Origin of the sequence: Cupriavidus lacunae (assembly GCF_003353055.1) — a bacterium.
GTDB classification, from domain to species: Bacteria; Pseudomonadota; Gammaproteobacteria; order Burkholderiales; family Burkholderiaceae; genus Cupriavidus; species Cupriavidus lacunae.
The window spans coordinates 350056-373695 of record NZ_QKWJ01000001.1 but is presented as its reverse complement, the minus strand read 5'-3'; the positions used below and the strand labels follow the sequence as shown (position 1 = coordinate 373695).

At 65.2% G+C, this 23640-nt stretch carries 23 protein-coding genes; 12 read left to right on the top strand and 11 right to left on the bottom strand.

All coding sequences use genetic code 11. From position 1 onward, the window contains the following. Nucleotides 1-67: 67 nt before the first annotated feature. Both miaA and mutL read right to left on the bottom strand, forming a co-directional pair. On the bottom strand, nucleotides 68-1036 hold the full coding sequence (gene miaA / locus DN412_RS01710) for a tRNA (adenosine(37)-N6)-dimethylallyltransferase MiaA (protein WP_115012913.1): 969 nt from the start codon (nucleotides 1034-1036) through the stop codon (nucleotides 68-70). A gap of 34 nt (nucleotides 1037-1070) precedes the next feature. After that, entirely contained in the window at nucleotides 1071-3059 is a 1989-nt protein-coding gene (mutL, locus tag DN412_RS01705; protein WP_115012912.1) for a DNA mismatch repair endonuclease MutL, read from the bottom strand. A gap of 164 nt (nucleotides 3060-3223) precedes the next feature. On the opposite strand from mutL, the gene DN412_RS01700 reads away from it, so the two are divergent. Next, complete coding sequence (locus DN412_RS01700) at nucleotides 3224-3877, top strand: VTT domain-containing protein (protein ID WP_115012911.1); 654 nt, start codon at nucleotides 3224-3226, stop codon at nucleotides 3875-3877. Between the two features lie 24 nt (nucleotides 3878-3901). Here DN412_RS01700 and DN412_RS01695 read toward each other — a convergent pair whose 3' ends face one another. Both DN412_RS01695 and murJ read right to left on the bottom strand, forming a co-directional pair. Next, entirely contained in the window at nucleotides 3902-4750 is an 849-nt protein-coding gene (locus DN412_RS01695; RefSeq protein WP_115012910.1) for a SirB1 family protein, read from the bottom strand. 60 nt (nucleotides 4751-4810) lie between these two features. After that, the gene (gene murJ, locus DN412_RS01690) at nucleotides 4811-6361 is read right to left on the bottom strand and encodes a murein biosynthesis integral membrane protein MurJ (RefSeq protein WP_115012909.1); all 1551 of its coding nucleotides are present in this window, start codon (nucleotides 6359-6361) and stop codon (nucleotides 4811-4813) included. A gap of 334 nt (nucleotides 6362-6695) precedes the next feature. On the opposite strand from murJ, the gene rpsT reads away from it, so the two are divergent. Next, nucleotides 6696-6962: a 30S ribosomal protein S20 gene (gene rpsT, locus DN412_RS01685; RefSeq protein ID WP_010815010.1), complete on the top strand. Its 267-nt coding sequence runs from the start codon at nucleotides 6696-6698 to the stop codon at nucleotides 6960-6962. A 113-nt stretch (nucleotides 6963-7075) separates the two neighbouring features. Here rpsT and DN412_RS01680 read toward each other — a convergent pair whose 3' ends face one another. Further along, entirely contained in the window at nucleotides 7076-7375 is a 300-nt protein-coding gene (locus DN412_RS01680) for a DUF3579 domain-containing protein (RefSeq protein ID WP_078197768.1), read from the bottom strand. Between the two features lie 1323 nt (nucleotides 7376-8698). Here DN412_RS01680 and ltrA point away from each other — a divergent pair. The 3 genes from ltrA to ppnP all read left to right on the top strand — a co-directional run bounded on the left by ltrA (nucleotide 8699) and on the right by ppnP (nucleotide 11914). Further along, nucleotides 8699-10402, top strand: coding sequence for a group II intron reverse transcriptase/maturase (ltrA, locus tag DN412_RS01665; protein ID WP_115012907.1), 1704 nt, complete (start codon nucleotides 8699-8701; stop codon nucleotides 10400-10402). A gap of 195 nt (nucleotides 10403-10597) precedes the next feature. Continuing rightward, the gene (argF, locus tag DN412_RS01660) at nucleotides 10598-11521 is read left to right on the top strand and encodes an ornithine carbamoyltransferase (RefSeq protein WP_078197766.1); all 924 of its coding nucleotides are present in this window, start codon (nucleotides 10598-10600) and stop codon (nucleotides 11519-11521) included. Between the two features lie 81 nt (nucleotides 11522-11602). Continuing rightward, the gene (gene ppnP / locus DN412_RS01655; protein WP_010815007.1) at nucleotides 11603-11914 is read left to right on the top strand and encodes a pyrimidine/purine nucleoside phosphorylase; all 312 of its coding nucleotides are present in this window, start codon (nucleotides 11603-11605) and stop codon (nucleotides 11912-11914) included. A 33-nt stretch (nucleotides 11915-11947) separates the two neighbouring features. On the opposite strand, the gene murB is transcribed toward ppnP, so the two are convergent. Continuing rightward, nucleotides 11948-12958 (bottom strand): UDP-N-acetylmuramate dehydrogenase, encoded by a 1011-nt coding sequence (gene murB, locus DN412_RS01650; protein ID WP_115012906.1) that lies wholly within the window; start codon nucleotides 12956-12958, stop codon nucleotides 11948-11950. Between the two features lie 125 nt (nucleotides 12959-13083). On the opposite strand from murB, the gene DN412_RS01645 reads away from it, so the two are divergent. Continuing rightward, the gene (locus DN412_RS01645) at nucleotides 13084-13569 is read left to right on the top strand and encodes a YajQ family cyclic di-GMP-binding protein (protein ID WP_115012905.1); all 486 of its coding nucleotides are present in this window, start codon (nucleotides 13084-13086) and stop codon (nucleotides 13567-13569) included. A 61-nt stretch (nucleotides 13570-13630) separates the two neighbouring features. Here the strand turns inward: DN412_RS01645 and DN412_RS01640 are convergent, their stop codons facing one another. From DN412_RS01640 to DN412_RS01630, 3 genes are all read right to left on the bottom strand, one after another. Beyond that, a complete protein-coding gene (locus DN412_RS01640; RefSeq protein ID WP_115012904.1) occupies nucleotides 13631-14089 on the bottom strand; it encodes a DUF192 domain-containing protein in 459 nt (152 codons plus the stop codon). Between the two features lie 190 nt (nucleotides 14090-14279). Further along, entirely contained in the window at nucleotides 14280-14474 is a 195-nt protein-coding gene (locus tag DN412_RS01635; RefSeq protein ID WP_078197762.1) for a hypothetical protein, read from the bottom strand. An 85-nt stretch (nucleotides 14475-14559) separates the two neighbouring features. Next, on the bottom strand, nucleotides 14560-15243 hold the full coding sequence (locus DN412_RS01630; protein WP_115012903.1) for a pseudouridine synthase: 684 nt from the start codon (nucleotides 15241-15243) through the stop codon (nucleotides 14560-14562). A gap of 273 nt (nucleotides 15244-15516) precedes the next feature. On the opposite strand from DN412_RS01630, the gene icd reads away from it, so the two are divergent. Both icd and DN412_RS01620 read left to right on the top strand, forming a co-directional pair. After that, a complete protein-coding gene (icd, locus tag DN412_RS01625; RefSeq protein ID WP_115012902.1) occupies nucleotides 15517-16767 on the top strand; it encodes an NADP-dependent isocitrate dehydrogenase in 1251 nt (416 codons plus the stop codon). Nucleotides 16768-16915: 148 nt separating this feature from the next. Then, nucleotides 16916-17377 (top strand): VOC family protein, encoded by a 462-nt coding sequence (locus DN412_RS01620; protein ID WP_115012901.1) that lies wholly within the window; start codon nucleotides 16916-16918, stop codon nucleotides 17375-17377. Between the two features lie 264 nt (nucleotides 17378-17641). On the opposite strand, the gene DN412_RS01615 is transcribed toward DN412_RS01620, so the two are convergent. Next, complete coding sequence (locus tag DN412_RS01615) at nucleotides 17642-17848, bottom strand: cold-shock protein (protein ID WP_063240199.1); 207 nt, start codon at nucleotides 17846-17848, stop codon at nucleotides 17642-17644. Between the two features lie 514 nt (nucleotides 17849-18362). Here DN412_RS01615 and clpS point away from each other — a divergent pair. The 4 genes from clpS (at nucleotide 18363) to DN412_RS01595 (ending at nucleotide 23082) form a co-directional block, all read left to right on the top strand. Continuing rightward, complete coding sequence (gene clpS / locus DN412_RS01610; RefSeq protein ID WP_010814998.1) at nucleotides 18363-18689, top strand: ATP-dependent Clp protease adapter ClpS; 327 nt, start codon at nucleotides 18363-18365, stop codon at nucleotides 18687-18689. Next, nucleotides 18686-20980 carry an ATP-dependent Clp protease ATP-binding subunit ClpA gene (gene clpA, locus DN412_RS01605; protein WP_078197758.1) on the top strand — a complete coding sequence of 765 codons (2295 nt, stop codon included), beginning with the start codon at nucleotides 18686-18688 and terminating at the stop codon, nucleotides 20978-20980. The genes clpS and clpA overlap by 4 nt, the downstream gene beginning before the upstream one ends. A 174-nt stretch (nucleotides 20981-21154) precedes the next feature. Then, nucleotides 21155-22189: a tripartite tricarboxylate transporter substrate binding protein gene (locus DN412_RS01600; protein WP_115012978.1), complete on the top strand. Its 1035-nt coding sequence runs from the start codon at nucleotides 21155-21157 to the stop codon at nucleotides 22187-22189. A 44-nt stretch (nucleotides 22190-22233) separates the two neighbouring features. Then, a complete protein-coding gene (locus tag DN412_RS01595) occupies nucleotides 22234-23082 on the top strand; it encodes a VOC family protein (protein ID WP_115012977.1) in 849 nt (282 codons plus the stop codon). A gap of 54 nt (nucleotides 23083-23136) precedes the next feature. On the opposite strand, the gene dut is transcribed toward DN412_RS01595, so the two are convergent. Beyond that, nucleotides 23137-23637 (bottom strand): dUTP diphosphatase, encoded by a 501-nt coding sequence (dut, locus tag DN412_RS01590; protein ID WP_115012900.1) that lies wholly within the window; start codon nucleotides 23635-23637, stop codon nucleotides 23137-23139. Nucleotides 23638-23640: the final 3 nt, after the last annotated feature.

Here is a 23640-nt window from a genome sequence, read left to right as displayed (position 1 = left end):
TGCGAGGGACTGGATCGGCAATTATCGCCTGTCCGTCACTTGTTGCGCGAACTTGCATGCAATCGGGTCAGTGCCCGAAGTCCGCCAGCTTGCGCACCTGGTCGACATAGCCCGGTGCCAGGCAATCCACCACCAGCCGCTCGGGCGTGCTGCGCAGCCAGGTCAGCTGGCGCTTGCAAAGTTGGCGCGTCGCGGCAACGCCGCGTTCGCGCATGGTGGCGAAATCGGCTTCGCCGTCCAGGTATTCCCACACCTGCCGGTAGCCGACGCAGCGGATCGACGGCAGGCCGGGATGCAGGTCGCCGCGCGCGCGCAGCCGCTCGACTTCCTCGATAAAGCCGTTGGCCAGCATGGCGTCATAGCGCTGCGCGATGCGCGCGTGCAGCGCCAGCCGGTCCGACGGCTCCAGCGCGATCACGCGGAAGCGCTGGTCCGCCGCGCCGGCAAAGGTGCGGCCCTCGGCCTGGCGCGCCAGCAGCGCCGACATCGGCTGGCCGGACAGGCGGTGGATCTCCAGCGCGCGCTGGATGCGCTGCGCGTCGTTGGGCGCGAGCCGGGCCGCCGTGACCGGGTCGACCTCGGCCAGCCTCGCATGCAGCGCCGGCCAGCCGCGCTCGGCGGCAAGCTGGTCCAGCTCGGCGCGCAGCGTGGCGTCGGCCTGGGGCAGGTCGTTGAGCCCTTGCGTCAGCGCCTTGTAGTACAGCATGGTGCCGCCGACAATCAGTGGCACATGGCCGCGCGCGCGGATCTGCACGATCAGCCGTTCGGCATCGGCAACGAACTGCGCGGCCGAGTAGCTGTCGGCCGGGTCGATGATGTCGATCAGGTGGTGCGGGGCGGCAGCCAGTTCTTCGCGCGTGGGCTTGGCGGTGCCGATATCCATCTCGCGGTACACCAGCGCCGAATCCAGGCTGATGATCTCCACCGGCGCGTCGGCCGCCAGCGCCAGCGCGGCAGCGGTCTTGCCCGACGCGGTGGGGCCGAGCAGGCAGACCACGGGCGGATGCGCGGCGGAATCGTGGGGTACGGCGGACATCAGGAGCCTTGGATGAATGGTGCGGGCTTGCCGCTTATTGCCCGCGCAGGAACAGCCGGTCCAGCTCGGTCACGGTCAGTTGCACCCAGGTCGGGCGCCCGTGGTTGCACTGGTCGGCGCGCTCGGTCTGCTCCATCTGGCGCAGGAGCGCGTTCATTTCCTCGACCGTGAGCTTGCGGTTGGCGCGCACCGCGCTGTGGCAGGCGAGGGTGGCCAGCAGTTCATTGCGGCGCTCGGCCAGCACGCGCGAGCCGCCGTAGGCATGCAGGTCGCGCAGCACGTCGCGCGCCAGCGCCTCGGCATCGGCCTGCTGCAGCAGCGCCGGCACCGCGCGCACGGCCAGCGTGGTGGGCGAAACCGGCGCGATATCGAAGCCCAGCAGCGTCAGGGTCTCCTGGTGTTCTTCGGCCACGCCGATCTCGACCGGGCTGGCGGGCAGCGTGACCGGAATCAGCAGTGGCTGCACGGCCAGGTCGCGCGCGTCCAGGCCGGCCTTGATCTGCTCGTACAGGATGCGCTCGTGCGCGGCGTGCATGTCCACCAGCACCAGCCCGCGCGCGTTCTGTGCCAGCACGTAGATGCCGTGCAGCTGGGCGATGGCGTAGCCGAGCGGGTGGTCGTCGGGCGCGTCGGCACGATCGCCAGCATCGGCAAACTCAGGACGCATCGCCGGCGGCAGCCGGTCCAGCAGGCCGGGCGGGTCGTCGGCGCGCGCCGCCTGGGCATCGGCCAGCCAGGCTGGCGGTTGCGCCGGGGTGCCGGGGAACGCGCCGTAGGGGCGTGCCGTCGGGGCCGTCGCCTCGCGCACCATGCCCAGGTAGGCCTGGCGCGGCTGGGCGATACCCAGTTCGGTCTGGCGTGCCGCGGAATAGTTGATCCATTGGCCACCACCGCTGCCGCCGCCCTGGCCCGGCCGCGCTCCGCCCGCTGGCGTCACCGCGCCAGGCCGCATCGTGATTTCGCCGTCGGCGTCGGTATGCAGGCTGTCGCCGTTTTCGCCGGCCTGGCGCGCCAGGCAGCGCTGCACCGCATGGTAGACAAACTGGTGGATGGCGCGCGATTCGCGGAAGCGCACTTCGATCTTCGACGGGTGCACGTTGACGTCGACCATCTCCGGCGGCAGGTCCAGGCACAGCACGTACGACGGGAAGCGGTCGCCGTGCAGGACGTCCTGGTAGGCGCTGCGCACGGCGTGGTTGAGCAGCTTGTCGCGCACGAAGCGGCCATTGACGAAGAAGTACTGTTGGTCCGGCCGCCCGCGCGAGGCGGTGGGCAGCCCGGCAAAGCCGTACAGGCTCAGGGTATCGGCCTGCTCGTCCAGCGCCAGCCGGGCCTGGGCAAAGTCGTTGCCCAGCACCTGGGCGGTGCGGGTGGCCACGTCGCCGGCATTCCAGTGCTCCAGCGGCTTGCCGTTGTGGTGGACCGAGATCGTTACGTCGGGCCGTGCCAGCGCCACGCGCCGGACCATCTCCAGGCAGTGTCCCAGTTCGGTCTGCTCCGTCTTGAGGAACTTTCTGCGCGCTGGCGTGTTGAAGTAGAGGTGCTGCACGTCGACGGTGGTGCCGACCCCGCCCGAGGCCGGCTGCACCGTGCCGGTATCGGCGCTGACCTGCGTGGCATGGGCATCGGCCGCGGTGCGGCTGGTCAGGGACAACTGGGAGACGGAGGCGATCGAGGCCAGGGCCTCGCCGCGGAAGCCCAGTGTCAGCACCGATTCCAGTTCGTCGAGCGAGGCGATCTTGCTGGTGGCGTGGCGCATCAGCGCGACCGGCAGTTCCGGCGCAGGGATGCCGCAGCCGTTGTCGGTGATGACGATGCGCCGCACGCCGCCTTCCTCCAGCCGGATGCCGAGCTGCGTGGCACCGGCGTCGAGTGCGTTCTCCAGCAGTTCCTTGACCACCGAGGCCGGGCGTTCCACCACTTCGCCGGCGGCGATCTGGCTGATGAGCTGGTCCGGCAGCGGCCGGATCGGGCGCGGCTGCTGGGTGGTGCGCAGGGCGGTGCTGGAGGCGGAGGCAGGCATCCGGCGATTATACGTGGACGCTCGCACGGAGTCGGGCGCGCAAAGGCGTCGCAGGTGACGGATTGGCGCGGCGGCTCTTGTATGATTCAGCCCAGGGCGGCCCAGGCCGCATCGGACAAACGCATTCAACCAAACCATCAACGGGGAACGACTTGGATCTCGCTTTGCAGCTCATCGACATGCTGGTGCACGTCGACAAATACCTCGGCACGGTCATCGACCAGTACGGCTACTGGGTCTATGCCATCCTGTTTCTGATCGTCTTTGCCGAAACCGGGCTGGTGGTCCTGCCGTTCCTGCCGGGCGACTCGCTGCTGTTTATCGCGGGTGCCTTCTGCGCAACCGGCGCCATGAACGAATGGGCGCTGATCGGTCTGCTGCTGGTGGCAGCCATCTCGGGCAACACCGTCAACTACCTGGTGGGCAGCTGGATCGGGCCCAAGGTGTTCGACCACAAGTGGCGCTTTCTGGACCAGGATGCGCTGCGCCGCACCCACGACTTCTACGAGCGGCACGGCGGCAAGACCCTAGTGATGGCGCGCTTCGTGCCGATCGTGCGCACCTTCGCGCCGTTCGTGGCCGGCGTGTCGCAGATGACCTTCGCGCGCTTCCAGATGTTCAACGTGGTCGGCGCCGTGGCCTGGGTGGCTGGCCTGGTCTTTGCCGGCTACTTCTTCGGCAACCTGCCGTTTATCCGCCAGTACCTGAACCTGATCGTGCTGGCCGGCATCGGCGCGGCGGTAGTGCCGCTGGTGCTGGGCGGGCTGTGGAAGCTGGTGCGCGGCAACCGCCGCCGGCCCACGCGCGTGGAGCGCTGAGCCCCCGACCTGCCGCAGGCCTCTTCAGTTGAGGCTGCGGCTCATCATCCGCAGCGCGGGCATGCGCTCGCGGATCTGGCCGATATCGGCCGCATCGGGCCGGGCCTGGACATAGGCTTCCAGGTCGGCCAGCGCGGGGCGGAAGCACTCCAGGTTGGCATAGGCCAGGCCCCGGTCGCGCACTTCCTCGATCGAACCCGGCAGCAGGATCACCAGCCGGTTCTGCACCGCCAGCAGCCGCTGCCAGCGCGACTCCTGCAGGTAAATGGCCTTCAGGTTGCGCAGCATGCGCGCGATGATCTCGCGGTGGCTCGCCGCGCGCAGGAACAAGCCCAGCGGTACCTGGCTGGAGTCGCTGATGCCCTCGCGCTCCAAATGCGGATCCAGCATTTCCTGCAACTGGTCCTTCGACAGGGTCTCGCCGGTGAGCGGGTCCAGTATCACTTCGCCCGCCGGGATGGTCATGCGCAGCAGGAAATGGTTGGGGAACGACACGCCCTTGAGCGGCAGCCCGATCTGCTGGCCCAGCTCCATATGCAGCACCGCGAGCGAGATCGGGATGCCGCGGCGCTGGCGCAGCACCACGTTCAGGTAGGAGTTGTCGGGGTCGTAGTAGTCGTTCGCGTTGGCGCCGAAGCCGAGATCGCGATAGAAGAAATGGTTCAGCAGGCGCAGACGCTGGATCGCTGGCGTGCCTTCGGCGATCCGGCGCTTCAGGCGCAGGGCCAGCACGTCGAGCGCCGCAAGCTCCGCCTGCAGGTCCAGGTCGGGGTAGGCGTCCTGCGCAATGGAGAGTGCGGTTTCAGTCAGCGGGATGCCGTTTTCGTCGGCCACGAGGCTGGCGAAATAATCCAGGACTTTGGTGGATGTCATGTCGGTTTCCCGGTGCAGCCGTCGGCACCGCGGGCAGCGGGGGTCACCATTGCCGGTCCATCAGCCGGCCCGGCGCCTGAAGGCAGAGTAGCGCAGTCCCATGAGCCACAGTGTACCGAAGTAGACCACCGCTGCAAGTACCAGGCACGACGCCAGCAGCGCGATGCGCAGGAGCGGCGTCGCGCCCAGCCCGATCCAGTCGAAGTTGCGCGCGAACCAGAGCAGCATGCCGGACAGCAGCAGCACCGAGGCGCCCAGCTGCGCCAGGAACAGCCACCAGCCCGGCGCGGGGCGGTACAGGCCGCGCCGTCGCAGGCCGAAGAACAGCAGCAGTGCGTTGATAGTGGCGCCGGCGCTGATCGACAGCGCCAGCCCGGCATGGCCGATCCACGGCACGAACAGGTAGTTGCAGCCCTGCGTGATCACCAGCACCAGCAGCGCGATCTTTACCGGCGTGCGGATGTCCTGGCGCGCATAAAAGCCGGGCGCCAGGATCTTGATCGCGATCAGCCCGAGCAGCCCGGTGCCGTACGAGACCAGCGCCTGGCGCGTCATCTCGACCGCGTGGGCGTCGAACTTGCCGTAATTGAACAGCACCGCGGTCAGCGGCGCGCCGAACACAAACAGCCCCACCGCGCACGGCACCGCCAGCAGGAAGGTCAGGCGCAGGCCCCAGTCGAGCAGGCTCGAGTACTCGGCAAGGTCACCCGAGGCGTTGGCCTTGGACAGGCTCGGCAGCAGGATCGTCCCCAGCGCCACGCCCAGCAGCGCGGTCGGGAATTCCATCAGCCGGTCGGCATAGGTCAGGTACGAGACGCTGCCAGCGGCCAGCCGCGAGGCGATATTGGTATTGATGATCAGGCTGATCTGCGCCACCGAGACGGCCAGCAGCGCCGGCCCCATCTGCCGCAGGATGCGGCGCACGCCGGGATCGGACCACGCGGCGCGCAGGTTGAAGCTCAGCCGCGGCATCACGCCCAGGCGCCGCAGCGCCGGCACCTGGATTGCCAGCTGCAGCACGCCGCCGATCAGCACGCCCCAGGCCTGGGCGTAGATCGGCTGGTCCATGTGCGGGCCGACGAACACGGCCGCCACGATCAGGCACAGGTTGAGCAGCACCGGCGTGAACGCCGGCACCGCGAACTTGCGCCAGGTATTGAGGATGCCCGACGCCAGCGCCACCAGCGAGATCAGGCCGATGTACGGGAACATCACCCGCGTCATGAACACGGCCGCGACGTAGGTATCGGCCTGCCCGCGGAAGCCGGTGGCCACCACCGTCATCACAAGCGGCGCACCGATCACCCCCAGCAGCGACACGCCCATCAGCACCCAGGTCATGACCGTGGCGACGGCGTCGATCAGCGCCTTGGTCGGCTCGTCGCCGCGCCTGGCGTGGTACTCGCCCAGGATCGGCACGAAGGCCTGCGAGAACGCGCCTTCGCCGAAGATGCGGCGCAGCAGGTTGGGGATGCGGAAGGCCACATTGAACGCGTCGGTCATGTCCGACGCGCCGAAGGCGCGGGCGATCAGGATCTCGCGCACAAGGCCGGTGACGCGCGAGAGCATCGTCAGGCTGCTGATGGTGGCGAGCGCTTTGAGCAGATTCAAGGTACGGACGGGTGCTGACAGGTGCGGAAGGGTGGATCGGTGCGGACGCACCGCATGCCGGGACGCCTCTGAGACGCGGTCCGGGCGATAAAGTTGCCGGCGCGCCACGTGTCCCCGCACAATGTGGCGCTTATTATACGGATGGGCCCGGCGGATCGGCCCTGCGCCGGCAAAGTCCCTGCGGCCTTGCTATGTGCGCCGCCATCTGTGTATAATCGTCGATTCACAAGGACAGTTGCGTTCCGGATTCGTGTGTCAGTGCATCCCGGGTCGCTTGATATGACTTAATTGTTGTGTCCCCCGCGGCACGCATCTGAATTCAGGATATTTTTACATGGCAAATTCCGCACAAGCTCGCAAGCGCGCCCGCCAGGCCGTTGCCCAGAACGCTCACAACTCCAGCCTGCGTTCGCGTCTGCGCACCGCCGTCAAGGCCGTCCGCAAGGCCATCGACGCTGGCGACAAGGCCGCTGCCGCCGAGATCTTCAAGAACTCGCAAGCTGTGATCGACAGCATCGCCGACAAGAAGATCGTGCACAAGAACAAGGCTGCACGTCACAAGTCGCGCCTGTCGGCCGCCATCAAGTCGATGGCTGCCTGATTGCTGCACGGGCTGCCCAGGCGGCCCGGCAGAGGCGGGTGCCCCGGCATCCGCCAATAAAAAAGCTCGTCATCCGACGAGCTTTTTTGCTTTCCGGCGCCAGGCCGGCGGGGTTATTCCAGCGAGCAGGCCTCGACCAGTTGCAGGTTGTTGTCGCGCGCGAAGTTCAGCACGAAGTCCAGTGCCTTGGGTTCGATGTCGCGCAGCCGCACATCCACCACCACGCATTTGACGCTGCCGGCGAAGATCGGCCGCACATAGGGCGAGTAGGTCAGGCGCGGATCGCCGCTGTCGCCCTCGGGGCGGAATTGTGCCATCACGCCGCACAAGCGTTCAGCCCAGTCGCTTGGGCGGAAGGTCTTGCCTTCCTTGGTAATGCCTTGGATAAAGTATTCGCGAACGTTGGGGTTCATGAGGCTGGACACTGCGGGTGAGGCGGATGACTCGACGGTAAACCCGCTGGACGGGAGCCCGTTTGACGCGGCCGGGGCGCGTTTGGTTCGCGCTGTTTCCAGCCGGAAGGCGGGGCGTCGGTGTCTGGCGGGGGCACTTTTGATGCCGGCGGCGGGCAGCGGCATGGGTATGCCGGGCCCCGCGTGAATCAGCGGGTATTATATCTTATATAAGAGTTGCGCATAAGGGCGAAATCCTGTCAGGAAGCTGTCAACGGGACGGCGGGGTGGTCCGGGCCGGGTTGATCCGGACTCGCCAAAGCAGAAATAATCCCTTATGATTCTTGCCGTTGTGCGACACGTTGTGTCATCGATATGAGGGCGACTTTCGCTCTCCATTGGTCAGCCTTGCTGACCCCTGCTAAAGCAGTGGGCTTGTCCCTCTGCGATGTTTTGCTTTGCTGGCCTACCAGCCAGTCACCGCCCGAAGGCGCTTACCACGCCCTCGGGCGTGGTTTGTTGTAGTTCTGTGGACTGTTGTTTGGTCCGCAATCAGTCTTAACGCCTGATGGGCGGATGCTATCCACCCACAAGGTGAGGCATTTGCAATTCCGGCCAGTAGGTCGGCAGATAGGAATCGAGCGGATGACCGCTCTGCGCGCTATGGTTCGGTCGTGCTCAGTCGTGAGACTGCCGCGATAGAGAACCTGCTATGCGACTAGCAGTAGCCTAAAGAGACATGCGTCACTGGTAACGGTGGGGTGTGAAGCTCTCCTGACAATGTAGCCCCCGCAAGGGTGCCGACTGGCCGTGAGGTCAATTGGCAGAGGCTCCGAGCAGCAACGGGGTCAAGGAGCTAGGCTGGCTGGTATGGGTAACGTAAGTGAATCGCTGATAAACATCGTAAGAATCAAGGTGCTGAAGCTGCTACGGCACTAGCCAAAATGGCATGTGGTCGGATGTTCCGTTGACTGCTCGGAACACGTCGCCCTTTAGACCACCGGTGAATAGGCGGACCCTAACCCAGTCCTGTAACGCGCAGGGAACGTGGTAAGCCCGTATGGCTGCCGGGGTGCAGTATGGCTCGGGCAGGCGAACCGTAAGGAACGCTGTTGGCTGTGCGGGTATGGGAGGTTGGAGGAAGCGAACGCCGGGCTGTAATGGTTCGGATAGGGGTTGAGACATCACCTCACGCGAAAGCGGGCAGACTTCCAACTGGTCTTTCGTCGCAGGACGACTGGCTAACCCGCTTGAAACCGAAATTTCTTCCCCTGGGGGCAATATGCCCCTCAGGGGGCATGTTGTCTCTACGTTTTGGGGAAGACCTCAAGATAGGAGAGCAGCATGGAAGCATTGATCCGCGAGGATGAATCTGCGCTCTCCGGCGCACCGCAACGCTGGGATGCCATCAATTGGCGCCGAGTGGAACGGAACGTCCGGGCAATGCAGATCCGAATTGCGAAGGCAACACAGGAAGGAGACTGGCGTAGGGTGAAAGCCCTGCAACGGTCTCTGACCCGCTCGTGGTCCGCCAAGGCATCGGCGGTACGACGAGTGACGGAGAACCAAGGTAAGCGAACGGCGGGTGTCGATCGCGAACTGTGGGACTCGCCTGAAGTCCGGTGGGAAGCCATCGGGCGGTTGAAGAGCCGGGGGTATCGACCATTGCCATTGCGGCGGGTCTTTATTCCTAAGGCCAACGGGAAGAAGCGCCCACTAGGCATTCCGACCATGTTGGACCGAGCCATGCAGGCGTTATATCTGCTGGCGCTGGAGCCGGTGTCCGAAGGGACGAGCGATCCGAACTCATATGGGTTCAGGGCCAATCGTTCTACGGCGGATGCCATGTCCCAGCTATTTCTCAACCTGTCCAGGAAGGCCTCGGCCCAATGGATCTTGGAAGCGGATATCAAAGGCTGCTTTGACCATATCAGCCACGACTGGCTGGAGCGCAATGTCCCAATGGACAAAGCGATCCTTCGGAAGTGGTTGAAAGCTGGCGTGGTATTTCAGGGCCAGTTTCAGGCGACCGAAGCTGGAACGCCGCAGGGAGGCATCATTTCCCCGACGTTAGCAAACGTGGCGCTGAACGGGTTGGAACGGCAACTGGTGGAATCCTTACAGGAAAAACTGGGCGTCGCCAAAACGAAGAGGCTGAAAGTGAATGTGGTACGGTATGCGGACGACTTCGTGATCACCGGTAGCACGCCGGAGGTATTGGAGAACGAAGTGAAGCCGTGGGTGGAACAGTTCCTAGCGGTTCGAGGGCTGACGCTATCAACGGAGAAAACGCGGATCGTCAACATAGCCGACGGCTTTGACTTCCTTGGGTGGAATTTCCGGAAGTACTCGGAGAAGCTGCTCATCAAGCCAAGTAAGAAGAACGTGCAGACGTTCTACCGAAAGGTGAAAGAGGTCATCAGCAAACACAAGACGGCAAGGCAGGAGAAGTTGATTCACTTGCTGAACCCGATGCTAAGGGGCTGGGCGCAGTATCACAGCCCAGTTGTGGCGAAAGCGGCGTTCACTCGCTTGGAGCATGAAGTTTTCAAAGCTCTATGGCGGTGGGCAAGAAGGCGACACATGAAGAAGGACGCGGATTGGATCACCAAGAAGTACTTTGCATCCGTCGGCGACCGGAATTGGGTGTTCGGGACTGCGGTAGCGAAAGATGCTGGCGACGAAGGTTGGGTGGAGTTGTACTCGCTTGCGGGTACTCCCATCCGACGCCACACAAAGATCAAAGGGGATTACCATCCCTTTGACCCGGCGCAGGAGTTGTATGGCGAAACATTGCGGCAGGAACGACTGCATTACAGCATGTCGCACCGAAAGCAATGGATTAAGCTGTATATGTCCCAGCAGGGCTTGTGTGCGTTGTGTGAGTGCAAGATGACCGATGAGACAGGGTGGCATGACCACCACATCCAATACCGCATGCATGGCAGGTCGGATGCTCTAGGGAATCGAGTGCTACTACACCCGAATTGCCACGTCCAAGTACACAACCACGGGCTAACCGTTATGAAACCGGCCTCCTCTCATTGAGAGAGGAGATTTTGCGGAGGCTTGAGCCGTATGCGGGGAAACTCGCACGTACGGTTCTTAGGGGGGGATGGGCCAGCAATGGCTTGTCCCTACCCTCCAAATTGCGTAAGCGACGCGAAAAGGCGGCTCCGCGGCGCGCTTGGGTCATGAACACTTCATGACGGCGCGTCCCCACCGAGCCGCCTTCTTTGTTTTATGAGCTCAACCCCGATCAAGCATTACCTCCAGTTCAGCGACTTCACTCCCGACGAGTACGAGTACCTGCTGGACCGCGCGCGGATCCTGAAGGCCAAGTTCAAGAACTACGAGACCTGGCACCCGCTGCACGACCGCACGCTGGCCATGATCTTCGAGAAGAATTCGACGCGTACGCGCCTGTCGTTCGAAGCCGGCATCCACCAGCTGGGCGGCCACGCGGTGTTCCTGAACACGCGCGACTCGCAGCTGGGCCGCGGCGAGCCGATCGAGGATGCGGCGCAGGTGATCTCGCGCATGGTCGACATCATCATGATCCGTACCTTCGGCCAGAACATCATCGAGCGCTTTGCCGCGCATTCGCGCGTGCCGGTGATCAACGGCCTGACCAACGAATACCACCCGTGCCAGGTGCTGGCCGACGTCTTCACCTACATCGAGCAGCGCGGCAGCATCCGCGGCAAGACCGTGGCGTGGATCGGCGACGCCAACAACATGGCCTACACCTGGATCCAGGCCGCCGAGCGCCTGGGCTTCACCTTCCATTTCTCGGCGCCGCCGGGCTACCAGCTCGATCCGGCCATGGTGCCGGCGTCCGCCGCCAGCCTGGTCAAGGTCTTCGACGATCCGCTCGCGGCCTGCCAGGGTGCCAGCCTGGTCACCACCGATGTCTGGACCAGCATGGGCTTCGAGGCCGAGAACGACGCCCGCAAGCGCGCCTTCAAGGACTGGATGGTCACCACCGCGATGATGGACCGCGCCGAGCCCGACGCGCTCTTCATGCACTGCCTGCCCGCGCACCGCGGCGAGGAAGTCGAGGCCGCCGTGATCGACGGCCCCAAGAGCGTGGTCTGGGAGGAAGCCGAGAACCGCCTGCACGTGCAGAAGGCGCTGATGGAATACCTGCTCTGCGGCCGCTATTGAGCGGGGCGCGGCGCTGAACAGAGAGGGGCCGCGATGGCCCCTCTTTTTACGTCCTTCGTACAGAACCCCAAGGAGATGGAAGTGAGCCAGTTCGACAACGTGTCGGTCGTCAAGAAAGCCAACTTGTACTTTGACGGCAAGTGCGTCAGCCACACCGTGCTGTTCCCGGACGGCACCCGCAAGACGCTGGGCGTGATCTTCCCGGCCGCGCTGACCTTCAACACCGGCGCGCCCGAGATCATGGAAATCAACGCCGGCACCTGTCGCGTGCGCCTGGCCGGTTCGGAAGACTGGCAGACCTATGGCGCGGGCCAGCAGTTCAGCGTGCCGGGCAACAGCAGCTTCGATATCGAAGTGCAGGAAACGCTGGACTACGTCTGCCACTTCGCGTGACAAACGCGGCGGGCCAGTCCTGGCCCGCCTGCTTTACAGCACCACGGGCTCGGGCTCGATGCGCACGCCGAAGCGCGCCTGCACCGCATCGGCGATGCGGTTGGCCAGCGCCAGCAGCATGGCGCCGGTGCCGCCGCCGTGGTGCACCAGCACCAGCGCCTGCTTGCCGTAGACGCCCACCGGCCCATCGGTCACGCCCTTGAAGCCGCAGCGGTCGATCAGCCAGCCGGCGGCCAGCTTGTAGCTGCCGTCCGGCTGCGCGTAGCTGACCAGGTCCGCGTGGGCCTGCAACAGCGCGTCGCGCTGTGCCGCGCTGACCAGCGGGTTCTTGAAGAAGCTGCCGGCATTGCCAACCAGCGCCGGGTCGGGCAGCTTGCGCGAGCGGATCGCGACCACAGCGTCGCGAATCGTGGCCGCATCGGGCGCAGCCCGGCCATCGAGTTCCCGCGCCAGTTCCCCGTACGACAGCACTGGTTGCCACGCCTTGGGCAGGCGCAGCGTCACCGCCGTGATGATGTAGCGGCCGGCGCCGGAGCGCTTGAACAGGCTGTCGCGGTAGCCGAAGCCGCACGCCCGCAGGTCCAGCCAGACGAATGCGCCGGTGTGGCGATCATAGGCGCGCACGCCTTCGAAACGCTCGCGCAACTCCACCCCGTAGGCGCCAATGTTCTGGATCGGCGCCGCGCCCGCGGTACCGGGGATCAGCGCCAGGTTTTCCAGCCCGGGCATGCCGTCGGCGATGGTGCGGTTGATCAGCGCGTTCCAGTTCTCACCGGCGCCGGCGGTGACCAGCCAGGCATCGCCGTTCTCCTCCGGCTGGTAGCCGGGGATTTCCATCAGCAGCACCAGCGCGTCCAGGTCGCCCGTCAACACTACATTGCTGCCGCCGCCCAGCACCACCAGCGGCAGGCCTTCGGCACGCGGGTCGGCCAGGGCCTCGGTCAGGTCGGCTTCGCTGCGCACATGCACCGCAAAGCGCGCGCGCGCGTCGAATCCGAATGTATTGTGGCGACGCAGGGGATAGAATTCGTGGAAATCTGCCATGCAAGGGAAAGGTGATGCGGCCGCCGCTGGTGGACAGGCGACCCGGAACTGCGAGGTAGGCTGGATTATACGGAAGGCGCCGTGCGCGGCCGGCTTCCGGGCATACGGATCACAAGGAGAATGCAATGCCGTCGTTTGATGTAGTGTGCGAAGCGAACATGGTCGAGGTGAAGAACGCCGTCGAGCAGGCCAACAAGGAAATCTCGACGCGCTTCGATTTCAAGGGCTCGGACTCCCGGGTCGAGCAGAAGGAAAACGAACTGACCGCGTTTGCCGACGACGATTTCAAGCTGAGCCAGGTCAAGGACGTGCTGATCAACAAGATGGCCAAGCGCAACGTGGACGTGCGCTTCCTGGACTATGGCAAGATCGACAAGATCAGTGGCGACAAGGTCAAGCAGGTAATCACGATCAAGAAGGGCGTGACCGGCGACCTGTCCAAAAAGATCGTGCGTATGATCAAGGACAGCAAGATCAAGGTGCAGGCCAGCATCCAGGGCGATGCCGTGCGCGTGTCGGGCGCCAAGCGCGACGACCTGCAGAGCGTGATGGCCATGCTGCGCAAGGACGTGTCCGAGGCGCCGCTGGACTTCAACAACTTCCGCGACTGAGTCGCGCTTACCAAGCCTTGCGCGCCGGCATTCCTGCCGGCGCCGCCCGCAGCCGCCGCGCTCAGCGCGGCTGCGGCAGTCCGCCGATTTTCGCGCCGGCCTTGATGCCCTTCTGCGCGAACCATCCCTTGTTCATTTCCAGCGCATAGCGGATCGCCGCCTTCGGGCAATGGTTGTTCTCCGTGCGCGGCGCCATGTCCTCGATATTGACGATGGTGCCGTCGTCGGCCAGGAAGGCGATCGACAGCGGCAACTCGGTATTGCGCATCCAGAAGCAGTGGCCCGCCTTCTCCTCAAAGACGAACAGCATGCCGGCATTGGGTGCCATGGTCTGGCGGTACATCAGCCCCTGCTCGCGCGACGGCGGCGTGGCGGCGACTTCGGCCTGGATTGCGTACATGCCCGCGGTAAGCGGCACCACCGGCAGCGCGGCCTGCGCGTGCGCGATCCCGGCGCTCAGCGCGAGCATGCTGGCAAGGGAGGAGCATCGTGACAACAGCGTGTTGGACAGGAAGGACATGGTGTTCAGTCTGAAATGGCGCGGGCAGTGGCAGCCGCAAGCATAACGCACGCGCGGCGCGCTGATGTGCGGCTCACGGCATGCAGCCCCCGACTATCTGAAACCGGCAATAAAAAAGGCAGGCGCCTGGCGGCAGCCTGCCATTTCTTTCCCGCCTCGCGCACGCACGCGGCAGGGAAGGTGCCAGCAATTACTGGGCAGCCGGAGCCGAAGCGGCGGCAGCCTTCTTCTTGCTGTGCTTCTTGTGGGTGGTCTTCTTCTTGGCAGCCTTCGGGGCTTCCTTGGCCGCGGGCGCTGCGGTGTCGGCAGCAGCAGGTGCCGAAGCCTGGGCGAAGGCGCCGGTGGCGAACAGGCCAACAACCAGAGCAGCGATCAGTTTTTTCATGGCGTATTACCTCGAAGGATATGAACAGTCGGAAAAGGGTGACGCGTGATAGGACGTGTCCCCGACAAGAACGAGGCCGCTACCGTCAGGGTTGACCCGCGATTTGTTTTTTTTTGTAACGAGAGCGGCGCTTGGTCTCATCCGTCCGGCTGGTTTTCGATACATGGGGCCGCCGTGCCGGGTCCGGCCGGGCGCGCGGGGCCGCGGGGCCCAGTCCCAGCTGGTCGGGCAACACCTCACAGCTTGCACCGGGCGCCAGCCCCAGGGCGCGCAGGTCGAGCGGGCCGATCCCGACCCGCACCAGGCGCAACGTGGGAAAGCCGACCGCGGCGGTCATGCGGCGGACCTGCCGGTTCTTGCCCTCGCGGATCTTCACCTCCAGCCAGGCGGTCGGGATCGCCGCGCGAAAGCGCACCGGCGGCTGGCGCGGCCACAGCCAGTCGGGCGCGTCGATAGCGCGCACCCTGGCGGGCTGCGTCACGAAATCGCCCAGGTCGACCCCGGCGCGCAGCCGGGCCAGGGCGGCGGCATCGGGAATGCCCTCCACCTGCGCCAGATAGGTCTTCTCCAGCTTGTGGCGCGGGTCGGCGATGCGCGCCTGCAGCGCGCCGTCGTCGGTCAGCAGCAGCAAGCCCTCGCTGTCGGCATCGAGCCGCCCGGCGGGGTAGACGCCAGGCGCGCTCACGCACGCAGCCAGCGTCGGTCGCGTCGGGTGTTCCGAGAACTGGCTCATGGTGCCAAATGGCTTGTTCAGGGCAATCAGGGTCATGGGGCGCAAGTATGCCGCAGCGGCGCCCCCGGCCGGAGGATCGGGGTGGGGCGCGATTGGCGGATGATGAAAATTTGCTGCATAATACGAAATTAGTCTTGTGTCTTATATAAGACTGAGAAGACCAGACGCAGCGCGGAGTGGCGCAAGCGTGACGCAGTGCAGCACGGGCGCGCATTGAGGCCCGCTACAATGCCACAGCGCCATCTCCCCGAATCTCGCCGTCCGGCCACGAACCGGCGGCAGTTACAACCGTTCCGCACTGGAGACGTCATGTACCAACACATCAAGGTTCCGGCCGGCGAAAAGATCACGGTCAACCAGGACTTTTCGCTGAATGTCCCGGACAATCCGATCATTCCTTACATCGAAGGCGACGGTACGGGCCTCGATATCACCCCGGTTATGATCAAGGTGGTCGATGCGGCCGTGGCCAAGGCCTACGGCGGCAAGCGCAAGATTGCCTGGATGGAAATCTACGCCGGCGAGAAGTCGACCAAGGTCTACGGCCCCGACGTGTGGCTGCCGGACGAAACCCTGGACGTGCTCAAGGAATACGTGGTCTCGATCAAGGGCCCGCTGACCACGCCGGTGGGCGGCGGCATCCGCTCGCTGAACGTGGCGCTGCGCCAGCAACTGGACCTGTACGTCTGCCTGCGCCCGGTGCGCTACTTCAAGGGCGTGCCCTCGCCGGTGCGTGAGCCGGAAAAGACCAATATGGTGATCTTCCGCGAAAACTCGGAAGACATCTACGCCGGCATCGAATGGGCGGCCGAGAGCGACCAGGCCAAGAAGCTGATCGCCTTCCTGCAGAACGAGATGGGCGTGAAGAAGATCCGCTTCCCGGCCACCTCGGGCATTGGCATCAAGCCGGTCTCGCGCGAAGGCACCGAGCGCCTGGTGCGCAAGGCGATCCAGTACGCGATCGATAACGACAAGCCCTCGGTGACGCTGGTGCACAAGGGCAACATCATGAAGTTCACCGAAGGCGGCTTCCGTGACTGGGGCTACGAGCTGGCGCAAAAGGAATTCGGCGCCGAACTGGTCGACGGCGGCCCGTGGTGCAAGTTCAAGAATCCGAAGACCGGCAAGGACATCGTGGTCAAGGACGCCATTGCCGACGCCTTCCTGCAGCAGATCCTGCTGCGTCCGGCCGAATACTCGGTGATCGCCACGCTGAACCTGAACGGCGACTATATCTCTGATGCACTGGCGGCCCAGGTGGGCGGCATCGGCATCGCGCCGGGCGCGAACATGTCTGACTCGGTCGCCATGTTCGAGGCCACCCACGGCACCGCGCCGAAGTATGCCGGCAAGGACTACGTCAATCCGGGCTCGGAAATCCTGTCGGCCGAAATGATGCTGCGTCACATGGGCTGGACCGAAGCCGCCGACCTGATCATCTCGTCGATGGAGAAGTCGATCCTGTCCAAGAAGGTGACCTACGACTTCGCCCGCCTGCTGGAAGGCGCGACCCAGGTTTCGTGCTCGGGCTTTGGCCAGGTGATGATCGACAATATGTAAGCATGGACTCCCGCTGCGGCGGGCGAACTGCAAAGGAAAACCCCGGTGCCGACTGCTCGGCGCCGGGGTTTTTTCTTGCTCGCGGCGCAAGTGTTGCCTAGAACTTCAGGGGTTGGACTGACGGGCCCCGCAGCCCGAGGAGACTGTCATGGACGATCCCTTCCGCCGGACCGCCTTCGGCGCGGCCATTTTCTACAAGGATCCGCTGGCGGCGCTGGACTGGCTGGAGCGGGCTTTTGGCTTCAAGCGGGTCATGGTGATCCGCGACCAGCAAGGCCAGCTGGTGCATTCTGAAATGCGTTTCGGCGACAGCTACCTGATGGTGGGCAGCGAGTGGGCGGACTTTACCGCCAGCCCGGCGTCGATCGGGGGCAAGAACACCCAGACCGTGCACGTGCACCTGCCGGACGGGCTGGACCAGCACTGCCAGCGCGCCCGCGCCGCCGGAGCGGTGATCCTGCGCGAGCCGCAGGATGAGTTCTATGGCGACCGCTCCTATACGGCCCGGGATGCCGAAGGCCATGTCTGGACTTTTGGCCAGACTGTGCGCAAGGTCACCAAGGAAGAGGCCGAGCAGGCCAGCGGGCTGAAGATCGAGGGCTGGGCCTGAGTTGTCCCTGAACCGCGGGCCGGGCATGCATGGCCAGAAGGGGGGCCGGAAGGACGACCGGAAGGATGGCCAGAAACCAGAAAGCCCGGCGCGAGGCCGGGCTTTCCGTCGGATGTGGTGCGTGCAGCTGATGCGAGCCCGTGCCCGCCGCGCCGCCGTGGCGGCCAGCGGGGCGCTGGCATCGGTCCCGTCCCGGGGGAGTTCCCCCCACACCCTGGTTGACTGCTCCGCGGCTCTGCGGCCCGGATGCGGTCGCGGCGCGCTTTAGCCGGCGTCCTGGATATTGGTGGCTTGCTTGCCCTTGGGGCCCTGGACCACCTCGAACGAGACGCGCTGGCCTTCCTTTAGCGTCTTGAAGCCCGACATCTGGATAGCCGAAAAGTGCGCAAACAGTTCTTCTTCGCCCTCGTCCGGCTTGATGAACCCGAAGCCCTTGGCGTCATTGAACCATTTGACGATACCGCTTGCCATATACTCCCCCAACGAAATAGCAGATTTCAAAGCGGGGAAGCCTTGCCAGCCAGACGGCACGGACTGCGGCGCCATAACCCGCCGCGTCCTGAAGTGCGGCCGGCGATGACGCGCGGCGAGGTGCAATCGCGAGGCGGCCAGTCTCGAAGCTGACTCGCCGCCGCTGCGGCCGTGGGCCTCCCTGCTCACGGATCACCCGCCTTGGCTGTTGCTTTGGCTCGCTGGCCTTCGGCAGGTGTGCGATCGATTCTTCTGGCAAAGCCGGATACTGTCAAGCTGGCGGATTCCCCACTGCCAGCAGGGTGTGGCAGGAATCGGACGGCACCTGGTGTTACCTTGGCGGTTAGCGCCGGGGCTGCGTGCGGGCAATATGCCCGGCGCCGGCCACGTGCCTTGCAATGCCTTCCGCGCGGGAATCCGCATCCTTTCACCATGGGAAACCGGTGATCCGGCTCTTGAATCCGGCGTCTTTTCCCCAAATTGCAGAGTTGCGAGTAAGGGTTAGAATAAAGCCATGGCTACACGGCTTGCGAATGTCCCACAACGCGAAGCAGGCACCATCCTGGAGAGGAAAGAGCAGGCGCTTAAACCGCCTGCCATGTTCAAGGTGGTGCTGCTTAACGACGACTACACTCCGATGGAGTTTGTAGTGATGATCCTGCAGCAGTATTTCAGCAGGGACCGGGAAACGGCGACGCAGATCATGCTTACCGTGCACCGGGAAGGAAAGGGCGTCTGCGGTATCTACACCAGGGATATCGCGGCGACTAAGGTCGAGCTGGTGTCAACGCACGCGCGGCAGGCGGGGCATCCCCTGCAGTGCGTGATGGAGGAAGCATGATTGCGCAAGAATTGGAAGTGAGCCTGCACATGGCGTTTGTCGAAGCCAGGCAGGCACGCCACGAGTTCATTACCGTGGAGCACCTGCTGCTGGCATTGCTCGACAATCCCACGGCAGCTGAAGTCTTGCGCGCCTGCGCGGCCAATATAGAAGACCTGCGCACCAGCCTTAAGAACTTCATCGCGGATAACACGCCGGTGGTGCCGGGTACCGACGAGGTCGATACCCAGCCCACGCTCGGTTTCCAGCGCGTGATCCAGCGCGCGATCATGCACGTCCAGTCCACTTCCAACGGCAAGAAGGAAGTGACGGGTGCCAACGTGCTGGTCGCGATTTTCGGCGAGAAGGATTCGCACGCGGTCTATTACCTGCAGCAACAGGGCGTAACGCGTCTGGACGTGGTCAATTTCATCAGCCACGGCATCCGCAAGGACCAGTCCGAGCCCGCCAAGCACGGCGATGCCGCCGGTGAAGGCGAGGGCGGCGACGGCAAGGAAAGCCCGCTCGAGCAATACACCCAGAACCTGAACACGCTGGCCAAGGCCGGCAAGATCGATCCGCTGATCGGCCGCGAGAGCGAAGTCGAGCGTGTGGTCCAGGTCCTGTGCCGCCGGCGCAAGAACAACCCGCTGCTGGTGGGCGAGGCCGGCGTCGGCAAGACCGCGATCGCCGAGGGCCTGGCGTGGCGCATCACCAAGAACGAGGTGCCGGACATCCTGGAAAAGGCGACCGTCTATTCGCTCGACATGGGCGCGCTGCTGGCCGGCACCAAGTACCGCGGGGACTTCGAGCAGCGCCTGAAGGGTGTGCTGAAGTCGCTCAAGGACAATCCGAACGCGATCCTGTTCATCGACGAGATCCACACGCTGATCGGCGCGGGCGCCGCATCGGGCGGGACGCTGGACGCCAGCAACCTGCTCAAGCCGGCGCTGTCGTCGGGCCAGCTCAAGTGCATCGGCGCGACGACGTTTACGGAATACCGCGGCATCTTCGAGAAGGACGCGGCGCTGTCGCGGCGCTTCCAGAAGATCGACGTGGTCGAGCCCTCGGTCGACCAGACCGTGCAGATCCTGCGCGGCCTGAAATCGCGCTTCGAGGAGCATCACGGCGTCAAGTACGCGGCTGCGGCGCTGACCGCGGCGGCGGAACTGTCGGCCCGCTTCATCACCGACCGCCACCTGCCCGACAAGGCGATCGACGTGATCGACGAAGCCGGCGCGGCGCAGCGCATCCTGCCGAAGTCCAAGCAGAAGAAGACCATCGGCAAGGGCGAGATCGAGGACATCGTCTCGCGCATTGCGCGCATCCCGCCGCAGAGCGTGAACCAGGACGACCGCAGCAAGCTGCAGACGCTCGATCGCGACCTGAAGTCGGTGGTGTTCGGCCAGGACCCGGCGATCGAGGCGCTGGCCTCGGCGATCAAGATGTCGCGTGCCGGCCTGGGCAAGACCGACAAGCCGATCGGCTCCTTCCTGTTCTCGGGCCCCACCGGCGTGGGCAAGACCGAGGTCGCCAAGCAGCTCGCCTTCATCATGGGCATCGAGTTGCTGCGCTTCGACATGTCCGAATACATGGAGCGCCATGCGGTGAGCCGCCTGATTGGCGCGCCGCCGGGATACGTGGGCTTTGACCAGGGCGGCCTGCTGACCGAGGCCGTTACCAAGAAGCCGCACTGCGTGCTGTTGCTGGACGAAATCGAGAAAGCGCATCCGGATATTTTCAATATCCTGCTGCAGGTGATGGATCATGGTGCGCTGACCGACAACAATGGCCGGCGCGCCGACTTCCGCAACGTGATCATCATCATGACCACCAATGCGGGAGCGGAGACCATGAACCGCGCCTCGATCGGCTTCACCAGCTCGCGCGAGCAGGGCGACGAGATGGCCGACATCAAGCGCATGTTCACGCCGGAGTTCCGCAATCGTCTGGATGCCATGATCAGCTTCCGTTCGCTGGACGAGGAGATCATCCTGCGCGTGGTCGACAAGTTCCTGATGCAGCTGGAAGAGCAGCTGCACGAGAAGAAGGTGGAAGCCAGCTTTACCGACAAGCTGCGCAAGTTCCTGGCACGCAAGGGTTTCGACCCGCTGATGGGCGCGCGCCCGATGCAGCGTCTGATCCAGGACATGATCCGCAAGGCGCTGGCCGACGAACTGCTGTTCGGCCGCCTGGTATCTGGCGGCAAGGTGGTGGTGGACCTGGACGAGCAGGACCTGATCAAGCTCGATTTCTCCGAGATCGAGCCGGAACCGCCCGAGGCGCCCGAAGAACAGCGCGCAGAAGCCTGAGCGATGATCGGCCGCGTTGCCTGCAACGTGGCCGATCATCGGGCAAAATACGGGGGCGGCAGTCATGCCGCCCCTTTTCTTTTGTTCCGGCGGCCGCCGGCCATGCCCGTCGGGGCACGGGTTTGCGGCCGTGGCTGGCCGCGCAACTGGCCAGAATTCCAGCCCGAAACCCTGATGTCCTCTGCCGAACGCACGCGGCGCCGCCGCCTGCTGCTCAAGATCCTGCCGCTGGGCGCCATGCCCGTCCCGATGCTTCATGCCGTTGCCGCCACTGGCGCCACTGGCGCCACTGCCGCGACCGCCGCCGACGGCGCCGCGGGCAGTCGCCCGATCGCGCTGGTACTGCCGTTTCCGCCCGGCGGCAGCGTCGACATCGTGGCCCGGCAACTGCAGCCCGGGCTGAAGGCGGCGCTGGGGCAGACCGTGGTGGTGGACAACAAGCCGGGCGCGGGCGGGCTGATCGCATCGAGCACCGTGGCGCGCGCAAAGCCGGACGGCAGCACGCTGCTGATGGCGTTCGACACGCACGCGATCAACCCCTTCGCCTACAAGCAGCTGCCCTACGACACGTTCCGCGATTTCACGCCGATTTCGCAGCTGGTGCGCTTTCCGCTGGTGATTGCGGCCAACCCCGCGCTGCCCGCGTCCAATGTGCGCGAACTGGTGGCGCTGGCCAAGGCCAGGCCCGATGGCGTGCGCTATGCCTCGTCCGGCATCGGCAGCCTGAACCAGCTGGCGGCCGAGGCGCTGGCGACCGAAGCCGGCGTGCATATGCTGCACGTGCCCTATAAGGGCGGCGGCCCGGCCGTGCAGGCGGTGCTGTCCAATGAGGTCGATATCTTCTTCAGCAGCTACGCCGCTGTGCAGGCGCACGTGGCCGCACGCACCGTCAAGGTGCTGGGCGTGACCAGCACCAGCCGCCTGCGCCAGTTGCCGCAGGTGCAGACGGTGGCCGAGCAAGGCCTGAAGGGCTTCGAGGCCTACTCGTGGATCGGCGTGTTCGGCCCGGCCGGCCTGCCGGCGGCGATGGTCACGCGCATCCACGACGCGCTGGTCGAATCGCTGCGCCAGCCACGCGTGGTCGATGCGCTGGCCGCGCAGGGTTTCGAGATCGTGGGCGGCAGCCCGGCCGACCTTGGCGACCTGGTACGCCGCGAGCATGACAAGTGGCATGCGGTGGCGCGCAAGGCCAATATCCAGTTCGAATGAGCGTGTCCGGCGCCAGCGTGCGCCGTGAAGCCGAGAGGATGCCGATGGCAACGCAAGCGGAAATGTTCGACCACGCCGTGGTGGTGTGCCCCGACCTCGATGCCGGGGCGCAGGCCTGGCGCCGGCTCGGCTTTACGCTGACGCCGCGCGGCTACCACACGCTAGGCTCGCAGAACCACTGCATCATGCTGCGGCGGGACTACCTTGAGCTGCTGCACGTGACCGCGCCCAATTCCAGCCGCCAGTACTACTGGGACGCCCAGGCGCACGGCGGCGGCTGCGCGGCGATGTCGTGCAAGAGCGCCGATGCCTTCGGCACCGCGGCGCGGCTGCGCGCTTGCGGCTGGCACACTTCCGACCCGATCGAGTTCTCGCGCCCGGTGCGGCTGGACGACGGCAGCGAGCACCCGGCCACCTTCCGCGTGACCGCGCTCGACGATGCGCCGGGCGCGCGCTACTTTTTCTGCGAGCACCGCACGCCCGAACTGCTGTGGCGGCCCGAGTGGACCCGCCATGCCAACGGCGCACAGAGCATCGCCACCATGTTCCTGGTGGTGGCGCCCGCGCTGGTGGACGCCGCCGCGCGCGCCTACGCGGAGCTGACCGGCGGCGAGCTGACGCAACTGAGCGAACATGTATGCAGCCTGGCGCTGGACGATGCCACGCTGGTGATCAGCACGCCGCAGGCACTGGCTTCGGCCACCGGCACCGCGCATATCCGGCGCGAAGGGCCGGGCTACGCGGCGATCCGCCTGCGCACCGATGACCTGGCGGCGGCGCGCGCCGGCTGGCGCGGGCAGGGCGTGCCGACCCACGACCTGGGTCCGCGCGAGACGCTGGTGCCGGCGGATGCCGCCAGCGGCGTGGCGCTGCTGTTCGAGCAGCAGGGCTGAACAGCAAACTGGCGCCCCACGGGGCGCCAGTGTCTTGCGTGGCCGCAGGCAGGGTCAGGCGCTTACCCTGGCGTGATGCACGCCGGTCGAGCCAAAGCCGCCCGCGCCGCGTTCGCTGTCTTCGCTGAATGCTTCCACCGTCGAAAACACCGGCCGCAGCACCGGCACGAACATCATCTGCGCAATGCGCTCGCCCGGCTGGATCACGATCGGCTCGGTGCCCGGCGCATTGCGGTTCCACACGCTGACCATGATCTGGCCCTGGTAGTCGGCATCGATCACGCCGATCGAGTTGCCCAGCACCAGGCCCTTCTTGTGGCCCAGGCCCGAGCGCGGCACGATGGTCGCGGCCATGTACGGGTTGCCCATGTGCACGGCGATGCCCGCAGGCACCAGTTGCGCGGGCGTGCCCGGTGCGATCGATACCGGCGCGTCGACGCAGGCGTGCAGGTCGATGGCGGCGGCCATCTCGCTCTGGTAGGCGGGCAGGCCCCATTCATTCAGGCGCGCATCGAGCACCTTGATTTCGACGGTCGGGTTCAGAGGCTGGGTCATGGG

Excerpts from the sequence above, each read along its gene's own strand:
- miaA (WP_115012913.1), bottom strand. The coding sequence starts at position 1,036 with ATGTCCGCCGTACCCCACGATTCCGCCGCGCATCCGCCCGTGGTCTGC.
- mutL (WP_115012912.1), bottom strand. The coding sequence starts at position 3,059 with ATGCCTGCCTCCGCCTCCAGCACCGCCCTGCGCACCACCCAGCAGCCG.
- DN412_RS01695 (WP_115012910.1), bottom strand. The coding sequence starts at position 4,750 with ATGACATCCACCAAAGTCCTGGATTATTTCGCCAGCCTCGTGGCCGAC.
- rpsT (WP_010815010.1), top strand. The coding sequence starts at position 6,696 with ATGGCAAATTCCGCACAAGCTCGCAAGCGCGCCCGCCAGGCCGTTGCC.
- DN412_RS01680 (WP_078197768.1), bottom strand. The coding sequence starts at position 7,375 with ATGAACCCCAACGTTCGCGAATACTTTATCCAAGGCATTACCAAGGAA.
- ltrA (WP_115012907.1), top strand. The coding sequence starts at position 8,699 with ATGGAAGCATTGATCCGCGAGGATGAATCTGCGCTCTCCGGCGCACCG.
- argF (WP_078197766.1), top strand. The coding sequence starts at position 10,598 with ATGAGCTCAACCCCGATCAAGCATTACCTCCAGTTCAGCGACTTCACT.
- murB (WP_115012906.1), bottom strand. The coding sequence starts at position 12,958 with ATGGCAGATTTCCACGAATTCTATCCCCTGCGTCGCCACAATACATTC.
- DN412_RS01645 (WP_115012905.1), top strand. The coding sequence starts at position 13,084 with ATGCCGTCGTTTGATGTAGTGTGCGAAGCGAACATGGTCGAGGTGAAG.
- DN412_RS01640 (WP_115012904.1), bottom strand. The coding sequence starts at position 14,089 with ATGTCCTTCCTGTCCAACACGCTGTTGTCACGATGCTCCTCCCTTGCC.
- DN412_RS01635 (WP_078197762.1), bottom strand. The coding sequence starts at position 14,474 with ATGAAAAAACTGATCGCTGCTCTGGTTGTTGGCCTGTTCGCCACCGGC.
- DN412_RS01630 (WP_115012903.1), bottom strand. The coding sequence starts at position 15,243 with ATGACCCTGATTGCCCTGAACAAGCCATTTGGCACCATGAGCCAGTTC.
- icd (WP_115012902.1), top strand. The coding sequence starts at position 15,517 with ATGTACCAACACATCAAGGTTCCGGCCGGCGAAAAGATCACGGTCAAC.
- DN412_RS01620 (WP_115012901.1), top strand. The coding sequence starts at position 16,916 with ATGGACGATCCCTTCCGCCGGACCGCCTTCGGCGCGGCCATTTTCTAC.
- DN412_RS01615 (WP_063240199.1), bottom strand. The coding sequence starts at position 17,848 with ATGGCAAGCGGTATCGTCAAATGGTTCAATGACGCCAAGGGCTTCGGG.
- clpS (WP_010814998.1), top strand. The coding sequence starts at position 18,363 with ATGGCTACACGGCTTGCGAATGTCCCACAACGCGAAGCAGGCACCATC.
- clpA (WP_078197758.1), top strand. The coding sequence starts at position 18,686 with ATGATTGCGCAAGAATTGGAAGTGAGCCTGCACATGGCGTTTGTCGAA.
- DN412_RS01600 (WP_115012978.1), top strand. The coding sequence starts at position 21,155 with ATGTCCTCTGCCGAACGCACGCGGCGCCGCCGCCTGCTGCTCAAGATC.
- DN412_RS01595 (WP_115012977.1), top strand. The coding sequence starts at position 22,234 with ATGGCAACGCAAGCGGAAATGTTCGACCACGCCGTGGTGGTGTGCCCC.
- dut (WP_115012900.1), bottom strand. The coding sequence starts at position 23,637 with ATGACCCAGCCTCTGAACCCGACCGTCGAAATCAAGGTGCTCGATGCG.